This is a genomic window from Pseudomonas kribbensis (genome assembly GCF_003352185.1).
Taxonomy (GTDB): Bacteria; Pseudomonadota; Gammaproteobacteria; order Pseudomonadales; family Pseudomonadaceae; genus Aquipseudomonas; species Aquipseudomonas kribbensis.
The window spans coordinates 3340015-3356354 of record NZ_CP029608.1 but is presented as its reverse complement, the minus strand read 5'-3'; the positions used below and the strand labels follow the sequence as shown (position 1 = coordinate 3356354).

13 protein-coding genes are annotated in these 16340 nt (G+C 59.1%); 7 read left to right on the top strand and 6 right to left on the bottom strand.

Features of this window, described 5'->3' with window-relative positions; genetic code table 11:
• The first annotated feature begins 343 nt into the window (after positions 1–343).
• Positions 344–715 carry a DUF6124 family protein gene (locus DLD99_RS15235; RefSeq protein WP_114883314.1) on the top strand — a complete coding sequence of 124 codons (372 nt, stop codon included), beginning with the start codon at positions 344–346 and terminating at the stop codon, positions 713–715.
• 63 nt (positions 716–778) lie between these two features.
• Here the strand turns inward: DLD99_RS15235 and DLD99_RS15230 are convergent, their stop codons facing one another.
• The gene (locus DLD99_RS15230; RefSeq protein ID WP_114883312.1) at positions 779–2089 is read right to left on the bottom strand and encodes an MFS transporter; all 1311 of its coding nucleotides are present in this window, start codon (positions 2087–2089) and stop codon (positions 779–781) included.
• A 170-nt stretch (positions 2090–2259) separates the two neighbouring features.
• On the opposite strand from DLD99_RS15230, the gene DLD99_RS15225 reads away from it, so the two are divergent.
• From DLD99_RS15225 to DLD99_RS15210, 4 genes are all read left to right on the top strand, one after another.
• The gene (locus tag DLD99_RS15225) at positions 2260–3384 is read left to right on the top strand and encodes a sugar diacid recognition domain-containing protein (protein ID WP_114883310.1); all 1125 of its coding nucleotides are present in this window, start codon (positions 2260–2262) and stop codon (positions 3382–3384) included.
• A gap of 91 nt (positions 3385–3475) precedes the next feature.
• Positions 3476–4615, top strand: coding sequence for a glycerate kinase (locus DLD99_RS15220; protein WP_114883308.1), 1140 nt, complete (start codon positions 3476–3478; stop codon positions 4613–4615).
• 224 nt (positions 4616–4839) lie between these two features.
• On the top strand, positions 4840–6465 hold the full coding sequence (locus DLD99_RS15215) for a methyl-accepting chemotaxis protein (RefSeq protein ID WP_114883306.1): 1626 nt from the start codon (positions 4840–4842) through the stop codon (positions 6463–6465).
• 41 nt (positions 6466–6506) lie between these two features.
• A complete protein-coding gene (locus DLD99_RS15210; RefSeq protein WP_114883304.1) occupies positions 6507–7694 on the top strand; it encodes a pyridoxal phosphate-dependent aminotransferase in 1188 nt (395 codons plus the stop codon).
• A 124-nt stretch (positions 7695–7818) separates the two neighbouring features.
• On the opposite strand, the gene DLD99_RS15205 is transcribed toward DLD99_RS15210, so the two are convergent.
• The 5 genes from DLD99_RS15205 to DLD99_RS15185 form a co-directional block, all read right to left on the bottom strand.
• Positions 7819–8796 carry a 2-hydroxyacid dehydrogenase gene (locus DLD99_RS15205; RefSeq protein WP_114886699.1) on the bottom strand — a complete coding sequence of 326 codons (978 nt, stop codon included), beginning with the start codon at positions 8794–8796 and terminating at the stop codon, positions 7819–7821.
• 21 nt (positions 8797–8817) lie between these two features.
• Positions 8818–10116 (bottom strand): MFS transporter, encoded by a 1299-nt coding sequence (locus DLD99_RS15200; RefSeq protein ID WP_114883302.1) that lies wholly within the window; start codon positions 10114–10116, stop codon positions 8818–8820.
• Positions 10117–10183: 67 nt separating this feature from the next.
• Entirely contained in the window at positions 10184–11203 is a 1020-nt protein-coding gene (locus tag DLD99_RS15195; protein ID WP_114883300.1) for a sugar kinase, read from the bottom strand.
• The gene (locus tag DLD99_RS15190) at positions 11196–11978 is read right to left on the bottom strand and encodes a sugar phosphate isomerase/epimerase family protein (RefSeq protein ID WP_114883299.1); all 783 of its coding nucleotides are present in this window, start codon (positions 11976–11978) and stop codon (positions 11196–11198) included. Before DLD99_RS15190 ends, DLD99_RS15195 begins: the two co-directional genes overlap by 8 nt.
• 64 nt (positions 11979–12042) lie before the next feature.
• A complete protein-coding gene (locus tag DLD99_RS15185) occupies positions 12043–13068 on the bottom strand; it encodes a LacI family DNA-binding transcriptional regulator (protein WP_114883297.1) in 1026 nt (341 codons plus the stop codon).
• A gap of 194 nt (positions 13069–13262) precedes the next feature.
• Here DLD99_RS15185 and DLD99_RS15180 point away from each other — a divergent pair, with 194 nt between their 5' ends.
• Both DLD99_RS15180 and DLD99_RS15175 read left to right on the top strand, forming a co-directional pair.
• Positions 13263–14102: a hypothetical protein gene (locus DLD99_RS15180; RefSeq protein WP_114883295.1), complete on the top strand. Its 840-nt coding sequence runs from the start codon at positions 13263–13265 to the stop codon at positions 14100–14102.
• Between the two features lie 136 nt (positions 14103–14238).
• Positions 14239–16254 carry a hypothetical protein gene (locus DLD99_RS15175; RefSeq protein ID WP_162803488.1) on the top strand — a complete coding sequence of 672 codons (2016 nt, stop codon included), beginning with the start codon at positions 14239–14241 and terminating at the stop codon, positions 16252–16254.
• The last annotated feature ends 86 nt before the right edge of the window (positions 16255–16340 follow it).

Sequence of the window (16340 nt, the reverse complement as noted above, 5' to 3'; positions counted from 1 at the left end):
TGTTTAAAGGACACGTTCAGACACGCACCCCAGGCTACACAACCTTGCGCCGTTGCCTACGACTGCGCCAGAATCCGCCGGCTTGTGCGCTTATAGGCCGGGTTTTATCGTTATCTCGTCGCTGAAAAACAGCGATGGGGTTTGGTAGCCCGGTTCTGACTTGTTGCGCAACTCACCGTATTCGGACGCTTAACCGTCCGTGCTTTTATGGTGGCCATGCGCGGGGCGCTTTCGAGCGCGCCGGTTCTCCAAGTCACCGGTCTACCAACCCGTGTACGGCCACCACCTCTTCGTTTGGTAGCGAAGTTTGATGGCTCCATTTTTCTGATTTGGAGATTCAAACGTGATCAAACCAACACCCAACCCGCCCGAAGCCGATTCAACGTCCCCCTACGAAACCCTCGACTCCAAGAAATTCCACGAAGCCGCCGACCGCGCCCTCGATCACTACCTCAATCCGTTCCACCCCAGAAAACCCCTGCTCAAACCCAACACCCGCTACCTCATCGCCCCCGGCATCCCGAGCGAAGAACTATTGGCCGATGCCTGCGAAACCCTGACCTCCGCCAAAACCATGGCCAGCGATTTCGCCGGGATGATCGAGGCGCCGCAGCGGCATGTGCTGCTGGGTATCGGGCAACTGATCATGCTGGCGGAACTGGCGGTAAATCGGGTGCTGGATAATCTGGACACAGCGGTTGAAACCCGGCCCTGACCGATCGTAGAGCGCCAATAAAAAACGGCCCGAAATGGGCCGTTTTTGTGTGTCTGCCGATAATCAGGCCCGCAAGGTCCGCGTCATCCGCAACGCCAGCAGACTCCCGCCAACGATCACACCCGCCAGCAGATAAAGCGCCGCATCAGTCGACCCGGTGCTGTCCTTGACCCAACCCACCAGATAAGGACTGAGGAATCCGGCCATCTGCCCCATGGAGTTGATCAACGCCAGACCACCCGCCGCAGCACCCGCGCTCAACATGGCGGTCGGCACAGGCCAGAACATCGGTAGACCGGTCAGCGCGCCCATGGTCGCAATGGTCAGGCCGAGAATCGCAATCGCCGGATTCGCCGCGAAGTTCACCGCGATCAACAGGCCGACAGCACCCATCAACATCGGCACCACCAGATGCCAGCGACGTTCTTTGCGCAAGTCCGCCGAACGACCGACCACCAGCATGAATACCGCCGCCAGCAGATACGGAATCGCGCTCAACCAGCCGATCACCAGGTTATCGCTGAAACCGAGGTTCTTGATGATCGACGGCAGCCAGAAGTTGATCGCGTACACGCCGCTCTGGATGCAGAAGTAGATCAGGCCGAAGGCCCAGATCGCCGGGTTCTTGAACACGGCGATCAGCGAATCGGAGGTGGTTTTCGGTTTGTTCGCCAGGTCTTCCGCCTGATCCGCTTCCAGCACCGAACGTTCGTGCGGGGTCAGCCACTTGGCAGCGGCGAAGTTGTCGCTCAACAGGAAGTAGGCGAGTGCGCCGAGGATTACAGTCGGAATGCCTTGCAGCAGGAACATCCACTGCCAGCCGGCCAGACCGCCCTGGCCCGCAGCGAAGTGATTGAGGATCCAGCCGGAAAACGGGCTGCCGAGCAGGCCGGACACCGGAATCGCCGACATGAACAGCGCCATGATCCGGCCACGGCGGAAGGTCGGGAACCACTGCGAGAGATACAGCACAACGCCCGGGAAGAACCCGGCTTCAGCCGCGCCGGTGAACAGGCGCAGGGTGTAGAACTGGGTCGGTGTGGTGACGAACAGCAGGCAGGTCGACAGCGTGCCCCAGGTGATCATCATCAGCGCGATCCAGCGCCGTGGGCCGAATTTGGTCAGGGCCAGGTTGCTCGGCACGCCGCACAGCACGTAGCCGATGAAGAAGATACCGGCACCGAGGCCGTACACGGTTTCGCTGAATTTCAGCGCGTCGAGCATCTGCAGTTTGGCGAATCCAACGTTGACCCGGTCGAGGTAGTTGAACAGGTAGCAGATGAAGATGAAGGGGATCAAACGCAGGGTGATGCGTTTGTAGACGGCATTTTTATCGTCAGCAATGGTCTGGGCGGCAGCGGCGCTCTGCGACATGGCGGCTCTCTCTTTATTATGATTTTTTGCGATGCAAAGGGTAACGTTGATCGCCCTGAGAGTCTCGGTCACCTTTGGCCGGATTGTCTTTGTGCCTGAGCACAGGGTTTGCCGGCAGACCCTGTGCGGGTGAACAACCGTCCGCGCCTGTTTTCAAGGATTTTCCCCTTATGTTCGAACTCGATCACGACCTCGCCCAGGACATCGTCGACCGGGCCATGGCCATTTTGCCCTACAACGTCAACGTCATGGACAGCCAGGGGCTGATCCTCGGCAGCGGCGAACCGGAGCGGATCAACACCCGCCACGAAGGCGCGCAACTGGTGCTGGCCAACGGGCGGGTGGTGGAGATCGACGCGCAGACGGCGGTGCATTTGAAGGGCGTGCAGCCGGGGATCAATCTGCCGTTGTTGCTCGATCAGCGTTTGATCGGCGTACTCGGCATTACCGGCGAGCCAGAGCAACTGCGTACTTACGCCGAGCTGGTGCGCATGACGGCTGAAATGCTCGTTGGCCAGCGCAATCAGCAATCCGAGCAGCAGTGGCGGCGGCAACGTTGCGATGACTTGCTCGCGCTGCTGTTGAGCGAAGCGGGTGATTCGCCAAGGCTGGTCGACGAGGCCCAGCAGCTCGGGTTGAAACCGCAACTGACGCGGGTGCCTTATCTGTTTGAGTTGGGCCTGGAGCACGGGCCGGGGCAAACCGTCGAGGCGCTGAGTGCCTGGCTGATGTCGCGCTATCCGGACAGTTGGTGCGTGAGTTCAGCCAAGTCGTCGCTGCTGTGGTGCCGGCCGGCAAGTCAGAACGTCGAGCATGATCGCCTGCTGGAAAAACTCGATGGCCTCGGTTGGAACATCCTGCGCATTGCGGTCGGCGGGCAGGCCGACGGGCTGACCGGGCTGCGCCGTTGTTATCGGCGGGTCGGCGACTTGCTCGCCTATGGCCGCGAAGTGCTGCCCCGTTCACGACTGCTGACTCTCAATCGCTATCGCCTGCCGGTGATGCTCTGGCGCCATCGCAACGATGATGCGCTGGATGAACTGCTTAAACCGTTGCGCAAAGTCATCGCCAAGGACAGCAATGGCCAGTTGCTCGCGACCTTGCGCAGTTGGTGCGATCACGACGGGCAAAGCCAGGCCTGCGCCGATGCCTTGGGGATTCACCGCAACAGCCTGCGTTATCGGATGGAGCGGATTGCCGAGTTGAGCGGGGTCGATCCGCTGAGGCTCGACGGCATGTTGGCGCTGTATCTCGGGGTGCAATTGCTGCCACAGACTGACGATTTGTCGAAATGAACAATAAACGCCTGCGCCACTTGTGCAGCGGACAGGCGTCAACGTTTCAAGCGACTGGCAGCATGAGGGGCATTGGAACTGGAGAATTCGCATGAAAATCGTCATCGCCCCCGATTCGTTCAAGGACAGCCTGAGTGCCCAAGGCGTTGCAGAAGCCATCGCCCTGGGCCTGGCGCAGGTCTGGCCGCAGGCGACGCTGGTCAAATGCCCGATGGCCGACGGTGGCGAAGGGACGGTGGAGTCGATTCTCGACGCCTGCGAGGGCGAACTGCGCCGTACCCGTGTGCGTGGCCCGTTGGGCGCGGCGGTCGAAGCCGCGTGGGGCTGGCTGCCGCACAACCACACCGCGATCATCGAAATGGCAGAAGCCAGCGGCTTGCAACTGGTGCCGCCAGGGCAGCGGGATGCGTGCATCAGCAGCACGTTCGGCACCGGCGAACTGATCCGTGCAGCGCTGGACGCCGGCGCACAACGGGTGATTCTGGCCATCGGCGGCAGCGCCACCAACGACGGTGGCGCCGGCGCGATGCAGGCGCTGGGCGTGAAACTGCTGGATGCTCAAGGGCAATCACTGGTGCCGGGCGGTCTGGCGCTGGCGCAACTCGCACGACTGGACCTGAGTGAACTTGACCCGCGTCTGGCACAAGTCCGTTTCGACATCGCCGCCGACGTCAACAATCCGCTGTGCGGCCCTCACGGCGCCTCGGCGATTTTCGGCCCGCAGAAAGGCGCATCCCCGGCGCAAGTGCAGCAACTGGATCAAGCCCTCGGTCACTTCGCCGAACTCTGCGCGCAAGCGTTGGGCAAGGATGTTCGGGACGAGCCGGGCAGCGGTGCAGCGGGTGGACTGGGTTTTGCGGCCAAGGCGTTTCTCGGCGCACGGTTTCAGGCCGGGGTTGAAGTGGTCGCGGAGCTGGTCGGGCTGGCCGATGCCGTCAAAGGTGCGGATCTGGTTATCACTGGCGAAGGGCGTTTCGATGCCCAGACCCTGCGCGGCAAAACTCCGTTCGGCGTGGCTCGGATCGCCAAGCAACATGGCGTACCGGTGATTGTCATCGCCGGCACTCTGGGCGAGGGTTATCAGGCGCTCTACGAGAACGGCATCGATGCGGCATTCGCCGTCACCAGTGGTCCGATGACCCTCGAACAAGCCTGCGCCGAAGCGCCGCGTCTGTTGCGCGAACGTGCCACGGACATTGCCCGCGTCTGGCGCATGGCAACTCCGGCCTGACCTGTCACCCATCATCTAAAACGTCGGGTGTTTCAATAGCGAAACACTCGCAACACTTTGAAAAATATTTCTTCTTTACACGCAAACTTCCTAAAGCCTGGCCGATACAGCGATCAGGCGCACAGAAGATTTCCCAGCACAGTGACGCCGGACTGAAACCCGCTCTCGCGGGGCAGTGATTACGGCATGGACGCTCGCAGTTTCAATCATCCGAGAGTCCTACTATGTCCTTGCGTAATCTGAACATCGCGCCCCGTGCCTTCCTCGGTTTTGCCTTTATTGCCCTGTTGGTGATCGTGCTCGGCGTGTTCGCCGTCAACCGCATGTCGGTCATCCGCCAGGCGTCCGTCGAGATGCAGACAAATCAGTTGCCCAGCGTCGCCTACCTTGGCGTGGTGACGGAAAACGTCTTGCGCCTGCGGATCCTCTCTTTCCGCATTCTGGTCAACCGAGACGCCGCTGGTCTGCAGGATGCACAGACCCGCATCGGCGTCCTCGTCGACAAGGTGCGCAGCGCCCAGGCCGCCTACGCCGCATTGCCGGCCGATAGCGATGAGAAGGCACAATATCAGGCGTTCACGACGACACTGGACAACTACCTGCAAGCCCAGAACCAGATGATGGAGCTGTCCCGCCAGGACAAGGTCGAGGACATGCGCACCCTGATCAACACGAAGATCAAGGACGGCACCGACCTGATGGGCGAGCAGCTCAACAAACTGATTGCGATCAACGCCGCCGGCGCCAAAGGTGCTGCACAAGAGGCGGGCGAACATTACGACAGCGCCATCACCGGCGTGGTTATCGTCGCAATCATTGCCGCTGTGGCTACCGTGCTGCTGGCCTTGATGCTGACCCGCAGCATCGTCACCCCGTTGAACCGTGCCGTGGCCGCTGCGCAAACCATCGCCGGCGGCAACCTGACCAAAGCCATTGAAGTTGACGGCAAGGACGAACCGGCGCGTCTGCTGGAAGCCTTGTCTGTGATGCAGGCAAACCTGCGCAAGACCATCGAGCAGATTGCCGGTTCCGCCACGCAACTGGGCGCCGCTGCCGAAGAACTCAGCGCCGTGACCGAAGAAGCGTCCCGTGGCCTGCAACAGCAGAACGACGAAATCGAACAGGCCGCCACCGCCGTCAACGAAATGACTGCAGCGGTGGAAGAGGTGGCACGCAACGCGGTGTCGACCTCCGAAGCGTCGAACCAGTCCACCCACGCCGCCCGTGAAGGTCGCGATCAAGTGGTGAAAACCGTCGATGCGATCCAGACCATGACCCGGGACGTGCAGAACACCGCACAGATGATCGAAGGCCTCGCCGCTCAGGGCCGCGACATCGGCAAGGTGCTGGACGTGATCCGTGCCATCGCCGAACAGACCAACCTTCTGGCACTCAACGCTGCCATCGAAGCGGCCCGTGCCGGTGAAGCCGGGCGTGGTTTCGCCGTGGTGGCAGACGAGGTTCGTGCCCTGGCTCACCGCACCGCGCAATCGACTCAGGAAATCGAAAAAATGGTCGCCGGCATCCAGAACGGCACCGGCGAAGCGGTCGAGTCGATGCAGCAAAGCAACCAGCGCACCCAGACAACTCTGGAAATGGCCCGTGCCGCCGGCGTCGCGCTGGAGCAGATTACTCAATCGATTCACCAGATCAACGAGCGCAATCTGGTAATCGCCAGTGCGTCCGAAGAGCAGGCGCAAGTGTCCCGTGAAGTCGACCGCAACCTGGTGAATATCCGCGATCTGGCCACCCAATCGGCGGCCGGGGCCAACCAGACCAGCGCCGCCACTCACGAACTGTCGCGTCTGGCGGTGGATTTGAATGCGATGGTGGCGCGGTTTGTGATTTGACCTAGGGTGAAGGCTGGAGACCGCGCAATCAGGAGACGTACATGCGCTATTCAGCCTTGACCCAACGAATCGCCGGGGAGGGAGCAGCGGCCTGGCGGATTCACGACCGAGCGCTGGAGCTGCGCGCCGAAGGGGTCGATGTATTGCTGCTATCGGTGGGTGATCCGGATTTCGATACACCGCTGCCGATCATCCACGGCGCCATCGACAGCCTGTTGGCGGGCGATACCCATTATTCCGAAGTGCGCGGCCGGATGGAGCTGCGCAAAAGGATCGCCGAGCGTCATTGGCGACGCAGCGGCCAGGACGTGGACGCTGACCATGTGATTGTGCTGCCGGGCGCGCAATGCGCGGTGTATTCGGTGGCGCAATGTCTGCTCGATCCGGGCGATGAGGTCATCGTCGCCGAACCCATGTATGTCACCTACGAAGGTGTTTTCGGCGCCTGTGGCGCAACCGTCGTGCCGGTGCCAGTGCGGCCGGAAAACGGCTTTCGTGTCGATCCGGTGGATGTCGCGGCGCGCATCACCCCGAAGACTCGGGCCATGCTGCTCAACAGTCCCAACAATCCTTCCGGCGCCAGTCTGTCGTTGCTGATCTGGCAGGAGCTGGCAGCGCTGTGCATCCGTCATGACCTGTGGCTGATCAGCGATGAGGTCTACAGCGAATTGTTATACGAAGGCTCGCATGTCAGCCCGGCGAGCCTGCCGGGCATGGCCGAGCGCACGGCGACTATCAATAGCCTGTCCAAATCCCATGCGATGACCGGGTGGCGCATCGGCTGGATGATCGGGCCCAAGCCGTTGGCCGAGCATCTGGTGAATCTGTCGTTGAGCATGCTGTTCGGTCTGCCAGACTTCGTACAGAAAGCCGCGCAGGTCGCGCTGGAGAAGGATTTGCCGGAAGTGACGCAGATGCGCGAGGAATACCGGTTGCGCCGGGATCTGGTGTGCGAGCGGTTGCGCGGCTGTCCGGGGTTGTACCCGATCAGGCCGGATGGCGGGATGTTCGTGATGGTCGATGTGCGCCAGACCGGGATCGGCGCGCAGGGTTTTGCCGAGCGGCTGCTGGAAGGGTATGGAGTTTCGGTGCTGGCCGGTGAAGCGTTCGGACCCAGTGCGGCGGGGCACATCCGTATCGGGCTGGTGGTGGATCGGGTGAAGCTGGCGGATGCGTGTTCGCGGATTGCCTTGTGCGCTGCGCAGCTTCTGCAAGTGCGCAGCGCCTGAAGGTTCTGTGTTGTCTTGACTGGCCCCTTCGCGAGCAGGCTCGCTCCCAAAGTGTACTGCGGTGTACACAAGACCTGTGGGAGCGAGCCTGCTCGCGAAAGGGCCGGTACAAGCGCTGAGAGTTTCAGCTCTGCCAAGCTGATGAGTTCACCAGATTCATTGGCTTCTCCCCACCCAACGCCGCCAACAGATTCTCCACCGCACACCGCGCCATCGCTTCTCGCGTTTCATGGGTCGCCGAACCCATATGCGGTGTCGCCACCACGTTGTTCAACTGCAACAACGGCGAGTCATGATTCAGCGGCTCACGCTCGAACACATCCAGCCCCGCAGCGCGAATCCGGTTGTGCCGCAAGGTCTCGATCATCGCCGCTTCATCTACAACCTTGCCCCGTGAAATGTTGATGAAGATGCTTTCCGGGCGCATCAACGCAAACTGTTCTGCGCCAATCAAGCCTTCAGTCTGCGCCGTCAGCGGCAACGTGAGGCAAATGAAGTCCGCCTGCCGCAGCAGATCCTCCAGACTGCGGTACTGCGCATCGAATCGCGCCTCGACCGCCGGCTTTCGCGACTGGCTGTGATAGATGACCGGCATCCCGAACCCGAAATGCCCGCGCTGGGCCAACGCCTCACCGATCCGCCCCATGCCGATGATGCCCAAGGTCTTGCCGTGCACATCGGTGCCGAAATGCGCCGGGCCGATGCTGCGGTGCCAGTGACCGCCGCGCACCATGTTCGCCAGTTCCACCACCCGCCGGGCGGTGGCCAGGATCAGTGCGAAACCGGTGTCGGCGGTGGTTTCGGTGAGCACGTCCGGGGTATTGGTCAGCAGAATCCGGCGCCGGGTCAGGTAGTCGATGTCGTAGTTGTCGACGCCCACCGAAACGCTGGAAATCGCTTCGAGCTGCGGCGCCAGATCGAGCAGCGCCGCGTCCAGTTTGAGGCTGGCACCGAGCAAACCATGGGCGGCGGGCAGGGCGTCACGCAGTTTCATCAGACCATCCGCGTCGAGGCTTTCGATCAGCGTTACATCAACTTGCTCTTGCAGACGCGCCATCAGCGAAGGCGACAGTTTTTTGTACAGCACAACCTGCTTTTTCATCGCAGTCATCTCTCTATCAATTCAGGAATGGGCCGGCAGCGGACGCGGTGCGACACGCTTGGCCGTCACCCGGTCGCTGGAGCCGGGCTTGAGAAAAATCGTCAGCACCACCGAGAGCAGCAACGCGCCGCTCATCAACAGGTACGAAGCACCGGGCGAACCGGTGGAGCTGTTCAGGTAGCCGACCAGATACGAGCCGCCAAAGGAGCCGAGCGCGCCCATGCTGTTGATCAGCGCCATGGCGCCACCGGCAACGTTGGCCGGCAGGATCTCCGGGACGATGGCGAAGAACGGCCCATAAGGCGCGTACATGCAGGCGCCGGCGATCACCAGCAGCGTGTACGACCACCAGAAATGCTCCGCGCCCAAGGCGTAGGAGCCGTAGAACGCCACCGAGGCAATCAGCAGAGGCGGCCAGACGAAACGTTTGCGCTTTTGCAGTTTGTCCGAGCCCCACGACACCAGCAGCATGCCGATCACCGCCGCGAGATACGGCAACGCCGACAGCCAGCCGGCCTCGATCATGTCCATCTGCGCGCCGGCCTTGAGGATCGACGGCAGCCACAGCACGAAGCCGTAGACGCCGATGCTCCAGCAGAAAAACTGCAGCGCCAGGATGATCACCTTCGGCGAGCGGAAGGCTTCGGCGTAGTTCTTCACGGCTTTGATCCCGACCTGTTCGGCGGCGAGGGCGCTTTCCAGATCGTGCTTTTCCCGGTCGCTCAGCCACTTGGCCTGGGCCGGACGATCATCGGCGAGCTTCCACCAGATAAACGCCCAGAGCACCGCCGGCAGCCCTTCGATGATGAACATCCAGCGCCAGCTGAAATGCTGCACCAGATAACCCGAAACCACCGACATCCACAGCATCGTTACCGGGTTGCCGAGGATCAGGAAGGTGTTGGCCCGGGAGCGTTCGGCGCGGGTGAACCAGTGGCACAGGTACACCAGCATCGCCGGCATTACCGCCGCTTCGACCACGCCGAGCATGAAGCGGATGACGATCAGCCAATAGGCGTTGGAGACCACGCCGGTCAGCGTGGCGAGCCCGCCCCAGAAAATCAGGCTAACGAAAATCAGCTTCTTCACGCTGTGCTTTTGCGCGTAGATCGCGCCGGGCACCTGGAAGAAAAAGTAACCGAGGAAGAACAGCGCGCCGAGCAGCGAGGACAGACCCGGCGTAATCATCAGGTCGGCAGCCATTCCGGACGCGGCGGCGAAACCGTAATTGGCCCGGTCCAGGTACGCCAGGCTGTAGGTGATGAACACGATCGGCATGATGTACCACCAGCGGCGGGTGGCGAGGGTTGCGGTTTTCATGGTCTTGCTCCTGAGCTTGTTGTTTTTGTCGCAGCAGGTTCAAAAAAATCTGTTGTTTGCACTGGCCTTATCGCGAGCAGGCTCGCTCCCACACTGGATCGGATTCCAACTCAGAACCCTTGTGGGAGCGAGCCTGCTCGCGATTGACGGCCTCCAGTTCAGCCGAAAGTTCGGATCGGGTCGGCAAACCCTCCATGTCGCCACGGCTCTGCACCGCCCGGCTGCCAATCCAGTTGGCACGTCTGACCGCCTCGGGAAAGCTCTGATGCTCCAGCAGGGCGCTGATCATGCCCACTGCAAAACCGTCACCGGCGCCGACCGTATCGACCACGGTTTCAACCGGCACCCCGGCAACAAACCCCTGATCCAGATGCGTGCGGTAATACGCACCCTGCGGCCCGAGTTTGATCGCCACAGCTTCGGCACCCTGATCGAGATAGAACGCGGCGATATCCGCCGGGTCGTCAAATCCGGTCAGCAGCCGACCTTCACTCAACCCCGGCAACACCCAGTGGGCGAGGGCGGCGAAGCGGTTGATTTCGGTGATCATCTCCCGTTCGCTGGCCCACAGGCTCGGGCGCAGGTTCGGGTCGAACGACACGCTGCGCCCGGCGGTGCGCATGCGGGTCATCAGCTCATGGGACATTTCCCGCGCCGAGGCTGACAGCGCCGGGGGAATGCCGGTGGCGTGCAGATGTCGGGCACCCAGCAGTGTCGGGGTGATCGACTGCGGTGACAGATGACTGGCTGCCGAACCCCGGCGGAAGTACTCGACCGTCGGATCGCTGCCGTCATCGTTGCGGGATTTGAGCTGGAAGCCGGTCGGGTGCGCGCTGTCGACTTCGACATGGCTGCAATCCAGGCCTTCCCGGTGCAGGGTTTCGATCACGAAACGACCCAGCGAATCAGCGCCCACCCGGCTCAGCCAGGCAACGTTGAAACCCAACCGGGACAAACCGATGGCCACATTGCTGTCCGCCCCGGCAATCCGCCTGTGGAACTGGTCGACGAATGCCAGATCACCGCTCTGTTCGGCGACAAACATGGCCATGGTTTCGCCGAACGACAGAATATCGATCTCAGACATGAGCAGGCTCCAGGCGGGATTGGCCGAGGCGGGCGAGGGCGGCGACGTGTTCGGTGGTGAGTTGCACCAGGTCATCGCCCTGCAACGGGTATTCGGCGGCGCGCATGACCCCTTGGGCCATGTGCCGCAGCAGTTGTTCCCACAGATGCAGATCCGTGGCGGCCGGTGGCACCGCTACCAGTTTGCCGTCCGCACGGCGGGCCACGGCTTTGCAATGCACGTAGCCGACGTGGCGCCCCAACAACCGTGCGGCACTGGTGGCGGACTGGTCTTGCCACTGCCAGTTGCCGATGTCGAAGGTCATCTTGATCGGCAGGTTGTGTTGCTCGACGGCGGCGAAGAAGCGCTGGAATGGTTCGATGCGACCGCCATGCAGGGTCTGATCATTCTCTACCAGCAACTGCACAGGGCTTTGCGCAAGGATCTGCGATAGTGTCTGCAGATCGTTGTTGTCAGTGAAAAAACCAAGGGAAACCTTCAGCCACTTCGAACCGAACGCTTCGGCGTTTTGCAGTGCAGTGATGAGTTCGGGATTGGGCCGCGACTGGCCGGCCAGCCACAGCTCGGTGGGCGAGGAGTAGATGCTTTGCAGGCCTTCGGCTTGTGTTGCGGCGGCGAGCTGTTCGGGGACTTCGTTGGTCAGCAGCTCTTCGCGCCATTCGATGCGATTGGCGCCCGCAGCGGCCAGCACCTCGATGAACGAGCCTTGGCCACGGCGACGCACAAGGTCGGCGCCGTAGCTGGAGAGACTGATGGAAACGGCAGGTTTATTCATTGTTATCTACCTCTGAAACCGGTTTCATTTTTGTTCAAAAAAATTTGGGTGGCCCCGTAGGGCCTTATTCCGCATTGCTGCGCGTCGAACCACGCTCGACCAGCACCGGTGCAAAATCCACGGTTCGCGCCGCTTCGTCATTCCCACGTAAACGCTTGAGCAAGCATTCAAATGCCTGTGCCCCAATCTCGGCGGTTGGCTGGGCGAGGGCGGAGATCCCGCTGCCTACCAGCGGATACCAATCCAGATCATCCAGCGCGATCAACCCGACATCCTCGAACAACCGGCAGCCAAATTCGCGCAAGGCCAGGGTGCAGGCCAGCGCCGCCACGCCATTGGCGCAGAACAGGGCTTTCGGCCCGATAGCAGGCGTGTTCAAAAAGGTTTGAAGATCGTTCGCAAGGCTTGGGCCGGTTTCCAGCACCGCGCCACGCATGTCTTTGCGCTGGCCAATCTGCTGCTGAAAACTGCTGACCCGCTCGATCCGCGAACTGGTGCCGTCATAGGGTTCGGTCACCATCAGCATATCGCGGTAACCACGCTGCTGAAGATGCTCCAGCGCCATCTCGATGGCCAGCGGGTTGTTCAACCCGACCATGTCGCTGTCCAGCCCGTCGACCTTGCGATCCACCAGTACCAGCGGCATTTCCCGCTTCAACTCGTCCAGCTCATCCCGGTGATGGCCGAGGGTGTTCACGATCAGCCCTTCGATGTTGTACGAGCGCAACAGCGCCAGGTGCTGGCGTTCCTGCTCGTCATCGCGGTCGGTGTTGCACACCACCAGGCTGTAGCCGTGCCGGCGGCAGGCGGTTTCCACCCCGTGCATCACGGCAATCGAATAAGGGTTGCGGATATCGGCCACCAGCATGCCGATCAGGCGAGTGCGACCGCGCTTCAGGCCTCGGGCCATTTGATTGGGACGGTAGCCCAGTTCGGCAATGGACTGCTCGATGCGTTGGGCGATGGCATCGGAGAGCAGGGCGCGGTCATCGCCGATGAAGCGCGAGACGCTGGCCTTGGACACGCCCGCGTGTTCGGCGACGTCGAGCATGGTGACGCGGCTGCGCTGGGCGGCGGAGAAGTCGTTCACGGTTGGGTCTTCTTATTGTCTGAAACCGGTTTCAGTTGGCCTCAACCTTGGAGAAACGTCAAGTGGAGAAACCGTGTGGATGACTTGCGCAGACGACGAACGGTATCTCTACCTGTCAGATCTGACAGTAGGCAAAACCGATGCATAAGCCTCTAATTTCATCAGCTGTAGATATATTTCCTCAGGATGTCGCCATGACGATCAGTAAAGGAAAATCATCGAACCGCCTGCTTGCCGACCGTCCCACAGTGGACGATGTGCCCGATAGTGATCCGGACGGCAACGTGCCGGCGAAGGTATTGATCAACGGAGGAACAGCAAGAGTTCCCCGTTGGCCTAACTACGCGGATCAGCTCGGAAAATCAGATGAACTCACTGTTTACTGGGTGCAGGGCGGAATAACTACAACGATCTATAAGCAGGTCAAAGACGGACCTATTACCGAGGTTGAGTTTGAGATACCTCTGGATGTCAGTCTTTTTTCTAATGACGGAGTCGCAATGCTTTATTACTCCGTTAGAGCAGTCAAACCATTTCCAGGCAATAAAACTGAATCTGAAGAAAAGAAACTGACTATTGATCGCAGTATCATTCCTTTGCCGGTTTTGCTGCCGCCGAAGTTTCCGGATGCAGATATTTGGGGTTATCTTCATTGCGATACGATTCGTCCAATCTGGGATGGAATATTCGTTTTAATACCTTTTCAAGGATTTAAAAAAGGCGACATTTGCGAGAGTGTGTGGAAAGGTTATTCGGTGCTGAGCGCAGATGAAGAACACTATGTTGATGGGACGCGGGGAGACTTTAGTTATACCTTGACGGAAGAGGACGAGAAAAGTATCGAGGGTTTTGAATTGCCGCCGATACCATTCGTCCCGCACTCCAGACCTTTAATAGATAAATGCTCGGGTTCCGTAGTTTATAAAATAAAGAGGGGTGCTGAATATATAGGCGAGTCCAAGTTGGGGTATGTGAAAATTGACCGTCTCAAGCCAGGTAAATTCGGAGTTCTGGTGATCTGCGGCCCGCCATGATGCACGCCTCGCTTGACTGTTGTTGAACGACGAGTTCTTGGGTGGGTAAGTGCTATTTGGTAAGGAGTACTGCTTTGATTTTTGCGGTAATGGGTTTAACTGGTGTGTTGCATGAGAATAATCAGGAGATCAGCAAATGAACGCAAAACAAAAGCTTGGTGAAATTGATCGGTTAGCACTTCAAACCCGATCAGTCGGACCTTTGGCCGGTTTGCCACCGACCGTGCTTGATAAAGTGAGTGATACCGACACACGGATAGTTGCAACAAAACTTGTACCTGGCGGACTGATTCGCGTGGAGTTAAAACTCTGGGAAATTCAGATGGACAATGACTTCGTGGAGGTCAGTACAACTCGCGCCGGTACCAATAACTGGGTCGTCCAGCATAGCTTCGACGCCGGGTTTGTCGCAGGGCGGCCACCTACCTATGAGGTCACAATTCCAGCCGATGCTCATGTTGAGGACAATCCCCCGGCTACACCCACCAACTGGTTGGTCCGTTATCGCGTGAGGCCTCCGGTTGGTAATCCCTGGACTTCGGACCCAACCCAATTCATTATTGACCGTCGAGCCGCTTACCAAGCTGTTCCGGGTGGTTCAAAAATACGTCCGCCTGTGCCTGTACTCCCCACATTGTCTTCCGGTGGAGTCATCGATGATGATTTTATCGAGCGCAATAAAACAGGCATGGTGGTTACGTTTCCAATCAACTGGCAAAACCGGATTGCGGCTGACAAAATCCTGTTTTATATCAGCGAATCGTATTCGGCTGTAAACGCCGATCCACCTCTTTTCGAGGGGACTTTCACCGATGCGGCAGGTATCGGGACAATTACCGTTGATATTGAAAAGGTAAAACAGCTGAGTCCAAAAGCAATCTATGCTTACTATATTCTGGATGATGGCGCTGGCGATCCGGGTAACCGTAGTGCAACGTCCTCCGCCATAGGATTGAAAGTTCTCTTCAAACCACAGCCTGTTCTTGAAAAACCGATTGTTCCGCTCGCCACGACAGATAAGTTGATTGATCTCAAGGATTGTGCGGTGGGTGTCAAGATTCTGCTGAAAAGAGTCGCGAATGTGCTGGATGATGATGATGTAAAGCTTACATGGAATAACCAGGATTTAGGTACGGAAGCGTTTGGCTCGAACGATCCACATGAACGGATTGTTCCATATGCCGATATCGAGGCTTCATATTATGAAGGTGGTGCTGATACCGAGACCGATGTTGCCGTCAAGGTAGAAGCTACCTTGTTGCGCGGCCCGACAAAAATAAGTACTTCATTTCTTGATGACTTTTTCGAGAATATCTATTACCCAGGGCCGATCAATCCGGTAGATCCGCCTGCGCCTAATGACGAACTGGATGAGCCTCATATTACAAGTACCGCGGTAGATGATGTACTTGAACCTGCGGATTACAATAAGGAACAGACAGTTACCATCACCCTCCCGAGCGATCCGGATAAACCGGTAAAAACCGGCCAGCAAGTTTTCGGAGAATACGCCGGTGTACGGTTTGGTCCGGTGTTTCTGCAAGATGGAGATACCTCCGTTACTATCAATTTGCCTTGGGCAACGATTGATGCGGGAGGCCTCGGTCCGAATAAACCGCTGCAATGGTTCTGGTCTGATATCGGTGGTGTTAACGAAAATCCATCCCCCATCACAATGGTCACCAACAACGCCCTTGTTGTCGAGTTGGTTGAACCGGAGGTTGAGAGGGAGTACGAGGATGAAAACATTATTCTTTGCGATGATCTCAAAGAGCCGAATTTTGGTTTGAAAGTTCATATTCCAGGTAATCCGACTCATCTGAAGGCTGGCAGGAATGTCTTTCTGCATGCCCAGGGTTACCGGGATGCCGCGATGACACAGCCGTCGCCGCAAACCGATTTCAAATCGGCAGCCCATCCAATTGTCGACCCAGAGGGGACTAACGGCTTCGATATGTTCATTACTCCTTATGACCCCACTATCAGAAATATTCCGGCCCCCCCCCCAAGCCCGGTTGTTCCAGGTGATTACCTGGGCTGGTGGAAGATCTGGTACACGGTAGAGATCGGTGGCACTGAATACCCTTCAGAAGAGTTTCAAAGCACGATCAGTCTGGTAAATCCGCGTGGGGAATACTGCGAGGATGCATAAGGCTCAGTCTGCAGACGCCCGTCACAGGCATAAAGACATGCGTGTTCGTGACGGGCGTTGCATAGGCTAGTTCACTCACACTTAAA